Origin of the sequence: Pseudomonas sp. TNT2022 ID642, from assembly GCF_028656995.1 — a bacterium.
Classification (GTDB): domain Bacteria; phylum Pseudomonadota; class Gammaproteobacteria; order Pseudomonadales; family Pseudomonadaceae; genus Aquipseudomonas.
Window position 1 is genome coordinate 1 of record NZ_JAMDGW010000048.1, and the last position, 4968, is coordinate 4968.

3 protein-coding genes and 1 pseudogene are annotated in these 4968 nt (G+C 61.8%); all 4 read right to left on the minus strand.

Going from position 1 to position 4968, the window contains the following annotated elements; genetic code table 11:
- Positions 1-259: pseudogene (locus M5G26_RS29370) on the minus strand (glycogen debranching protein GlgX); the annotation flags it as partial.
- Between the two features lie 225 nt (positions 260-484).
- Positions 485-799, minus strand: coding sequence for a DUF2934 domain-containing protein (locus tag M5G26_RS29375; RefSeq protein ID WP_134177088.1), 315 nt, complete (start codon positions 797-799; stop codon positions 485-487).
- Between the two features lie 27 nt (positions 800-826).
- Entirely contained in the window at positions 827-3595 is a 2769-nt protein-coding gene (locus M5G26_RS29380; RefSeq protein ID WP_273917183.1) for a malto-oligosyltrehalose synthase, read from the minus strand.
- The coding region (gene malQ / locus M5G26_RS29385; RefSeq protein WP_273917184.1) for a 4-alpha-glucanotransferase at positions 3592-4968 on the minus strand (1377 nt) is incomplete at its 5' end. The genes malQ and M5G26_RS29380, both read right to left, overlap by 4 nt.

Here is a 4968-nt window from a genome sequence, read left to right on the forward strand (position 1 = left end):
CGTAAATCAGCCCCGGGTGCGCATCGGGCAGGTAACCGTGGTAGATCTCGTCGGTGTATTCCGGCAGTTCGATGCGTTCGAGTTCGACTTCGCCAGCATCGTCGAAGATGCACAGTTCGACCTTGGTGGCGTTGGCGGAAAACAGGGCAAAGTTCACCCCCAGACCATCCCAGGTCGCACCGAGCGGGAAGGGCAGGCCTTCACGGATTCTCGACGGCTCGGCGTGCGCGGTGGGCTCGGCATTCTTTGGACGGGTCATGATTGCTCCTGCAAAAAATCGGGTAGTTCAGTTAACACTGCACCCCTGTGGGAGCGAGCCTGCTCGCGAAGGCGTCGGTACATCCGACATCGCTGCCGGCTGACCCGGCGCTTTCGCGAGCAGGCTCGCTCCCACATGGGATTGGTGGGTTTCTTGAGGACGAACGCGCCCTCGGTGGCGAGCGAACCCGCCACACATTCATTCAGTTCAATAATCCGTTTAGCGTCAGATCGCCGAAGGCTTCTTCGGCGCTCGAGGCTTTTTCTCGGCGGGTTTTTCGCCCGGGGGAATCACTTTCGCGGCGCTGGCCGGTTTGGCTTTGGCCGCCGGTTTCGGTTTGGCGGCCGGCGCTTTGACTTCAGCGGTTTTGCCAGCGGTTTTGCTGCCAGCGGCTTTCGGTGGCTTCTTCGGCGCCAGCGCCTCAGCTTCGGCCAGCTTGCGTGCCATCTCCCAATGGCGCGCCTCCTGACCGTCAGGCTGGCCTTCCGATTCCCAGATTTGATAGGCGAATTCGCGAATGCGTTTATCGTCGGTACTCATCGCAATGCTCCTGAACTGAACTCATGCTTACGTTAAGTGTTGGATAAAGAGATTGACCGGGACATCCCCCAGCGCGTCGCTGATATTCAGCTCCCTGTTTTTTGTGACTGCGCTGCTTGAAAAAAGTCCCTTCAGGTTTGTTGCAGAGGCGGCGAACGGTAGAACCACTCGCGTATCGCCCCAGCGCAGCGCATCGACCTGAGGTACAGCACCGTTTTCCAGCAGGGTTGCGCAACGGATCGGCACGATCACGATGGCCTGCTTGCCCTCGTGCTCACGGGCAAACGCGAGCACGTTGTGCGCCTGACTACCCAGTACCTCCAGGGCCTGGTAAGTGCCACGCCGAAACAGCTCGGCGTGCTCGGCACGCAGGTTCAGCACTTCGGCGATCAAGGCTTGCTTGATGCGCCCGTCACGCCAGTTCGCCAGCAATTCCCCAGACGGTAATGGCACCTCCAAGGCCTGCTCACGAGCGGCGTAATCCACCGGCCGGCGATTGTCCGGATCGACCAGGCTGAAGTCCCAGAACTCATTGCCCTGATACAGATCCGGCACCCCCGGCACGGTCATGCGCAGCAAGGTTTGCGCCAAGCCGTTGAGGGCGCCGGCGGCGGCAATGCTGTTGACGGTCTTGCTCAGCGCGGCGCGCAGCAGTTCGCCTTCTTCACCGGTGAGCAGCTTTTCGGTGAATGCCTGCGCGGCGTTTTCATAGGCTTCGTTAGGCGCACTCCAACTGCTTTGCAGCTTGGCTTCACGCAGGGCTTTCTGCTGCCATTGCCAGATACGTTTGGCGTAGTCGGCGAACCCGGCCTGGTCGTCATCGCGCAGTTGCGGCGGCCAGCTACCGAGCAACGCTTGATAGAGGATCAGCTCATCGCCGCTCGACGGCATCTGCTCGTCAACCCGAACGGGGCGGGCGAGGGCTCGCCACAATTCGATCTGCTCGGCATACCAGTGGCTGCGCTCGCTGAGCACGGCCAGACGCGCGCGGGTGTCTTCGCCGCGTTTGTGATCGTGGGTGGCGGTGGCCAGCAAGTTGTCGGGAAACTCGTTCAGCCGTTGCTGATTGACCGCGTGAAAGTCACTGATCGGGGCACTGAACTGCTCGGTGTTGTAGCCGACGTCGTTGCGCGACAGCAGCACCGCCGAGCGATACAGCGCGGTGTCTTCCACGGCTTTGGCTGCTGCCGGTGAAGTCAGTTGCTGAAAGCGTACGCAGGCATGCTTGAGGATCTTGCGTGAACGCCCGCGCGGTTTGTGCCGCCATGGCGTGCCACCGAGCCAGGCGGCAACGCAGTCGAGTACCGGCCAGTCGGCTTCGCTCAGCGTTTGCCGGGCTCCGTCCATGGCCTGCTGGAAAAACACCTCGTCCTGCTCGGAGCGACCCATCGCACTGATGTAAGTGCGGTAGACCGGGAAGTGCACGATCAGCGCTTGCAACACCCGACGGATCGCACCGAGGGTCAAGTCGCGAGTCATCAGGTCATCGCGGGCGACGTGCAGCAGGGCCTGGGCGACGCTCTCGCAATCGCTGGCCAGCGAGCCGTTGAGAATCTGCTGACGCGCCAGTTGCGCTTCTTCGATGAACGCGGCGGGGCGTTCGGTACGCCGTTGCCAGAGGTCGCCGAGCACGTATTCGCCGTCCGGGTCGTGTTGCAGCAGTGACAGCTGATTCATGAACTCATAACCGGTGGTGCCGTCCACCGCCCAGTCGCGGTGCAGGGTTTCGCCGGCGCCGAGGATCTTCTCGACGTAGATCGGCAAGTGCCTGCCCGGCGCCAGCAGATCAACCCGGCGGCGCAGTTTGCGGCAGTAACCACGCGGGTCGGCGAGGCCGTCGATGTGGTCGATGCGCAAGCCGTCGACCAAGCCTTCGGCGATCAACTGGAAGATTTTGCCGTGGGTGGCTTCGAACACCGCCGGACGTTCGACACGCAGGCCGCCGAGTTCGTTGATATCGAAAAAGCGCCGCCAGTTGATGTCATCCGCTGCGGTGCGCCAGCTCGCGAGGCGATAGCTCTGACGCTCCAACAACTGATGCAGTTTGTGGAAGCCTTCTTCGCTGGTTGAGTCGTAGTGCTTCAGGTTGTTTTCGATGGCCTCGGCGATTGCCGGATCACTTGCCAGTTGGCGCAATTCTTCTTTCAGCGGCATCGCCAGCGAATGAGTATCGGTCTGATAGCTGAGGGCGCTAAAGCGATCGGCCAAAGACTTCAGCGCGTCCTCGGATTTGAGCAGTTCACCGTAATCATTTGGGCAGATCGGGAAGTGATGATCGTAATGTTCGACGTGGAAGCCGCCCGTCTGCGCATTGAAATGCAGCTTCAGCGTGCCTTCCTGCAGGGCCACACCGTAATCGCTGCCGAGAAATGGCAGCAGCAACTGGCCTTCCATCAAAGGGTCTGGCGAGTGCCATTGAATGTCGAAGAACTCGCCGTAAGGACTGAGTCGCCCCCATTCCAGCAGGTCGAGCCACCACGGGTTATCGTTGCCACCGACGGCCATGTGATTGGAGACGATGTCGAGGATCAGCCCCATGTTGTGTTCGCGCAGGGTGCTGACCAGGCGCCGAAGCGCCGGCTCACCGCCGAGTTCCGGGTTGACCTGGGTCGGGTCGACCACGTCGTAACCGTGCATCGAACCCGCCCGCGCCGCGAGCAGTGGTGACGCGTAAATATGGCTGATGCCGAGCCGGGCGAAGTACGGCACCAGTGGCACGGCGTGTTCGAGGGTGAAACCTTTATGAAATTGCAGGCGCAATGTCGCGCGCAGGGGCTGGATAAGCGCTTGATTCATTGGTCACGCTCGGCAGCCTGCAGGCGCGCGCACGCCAGTAATTCCAAACGCCGCGCCGCATCCGCGCCATCGAGCAGCGCTTCACTGGTGCCGGGCAGGCGCCGTGACCAGTTCGGATGGGTATCGATGGTCCCCGGCAGGTTCGCTTGTTCGTTGATGCCCAGCGCATCTTCCAATGGCAACAGCACCAACGGCGCTCGGGTGTGGCCGAGGAAGCGCACCGCGGCATCGACCACTTGATCGGCCTCGTGGGATTCTTCGCGAAAATTCTGCGGGTCCTGGCTCAGTGCGCTGCGCAGGCCTTCACGCTCACGCTGGCGGTGATGGCGCCATTCGATTTCACCGTTGGCATCGACAAATCCCAAGCGCGCATTCCAGTCGATATCGCGACCATGCCACCAGCCGTTGAGTGTCGGCAGATCGTGGGTGCTGGTGGTCGCCAGTGCGTTGTCCGGCCAGTCGAGAATCGGCTTGAAATAAGTGTTGTCCTGCTCGAACAGCAGCACGCGCATGCCGAGCATCGAGCGGGCGATAAGCTTTTCACGCAAGCCATCGGGCACCGTGCCAAGGTCTTCGCCGAGGACGATCGCTTGGTGGCGATGGGATTCAAGGGTCAACAGGCGCAGCAAGTCATCGACCGGGTAATACAGGTACGCGCCATCGGCAGGTGCGGCGCCATTGGGTATCACCCACAAGCGTTGCAGGCCCATCACATGATCGATGCGCAAGCCGCCGGCGTGGGCGAAGTTGGCGCGCAGCATGTCGATGAACGCGCGAAAGCCGTTGCGGATCAGGCCTTCGGGGGAAAACGCGGAAATACCCCAGCCCTGGCCCGAACGATTGAGAATGTCCGGCGGCGCGCCCACGGTCAGCGAGGCGAGCAGCTCATCCTGAAAACTCCAGGCCTGACTGCCTGCGCCATCGGCACCCACCGCCAGATCGGCGATCAGGCCAATGCCCATACCGGCACTGCGGGCGGCGGTTTGCGCACGTTCCAGGCAACGGTGAATCAGCCACTGGCAAAAAGCGAAATAGCCGATGCGTTCGGCATATTCCTCGGCAAACGCTTCCAGCGCTGCGCCGCGCGGGTCGTGCCAGTGTTCCGGCCATTGCCGCCAGTCGAGGTTTTCGCCACGGGCGGCGCGCATTTCCTGAATCGCTTCGAAACGGCAGTGGTTTTCCAGCGCTTCGCCACCGGCGTGGCGGAAACTGGCGAAGTCCGGGTGCAACGGATGGTCACCGGCGATAAAACCTTCATACAACGCTTGCAGGAGTTTCTGCTTGGCGTCGGCAGCGCTCGGCCAGTCGATCAGCGTCAGGTCTTCCAGTTGCGCGAACTGCTCAGCCAGGCCGGCCGCGTCGATCGCATCACG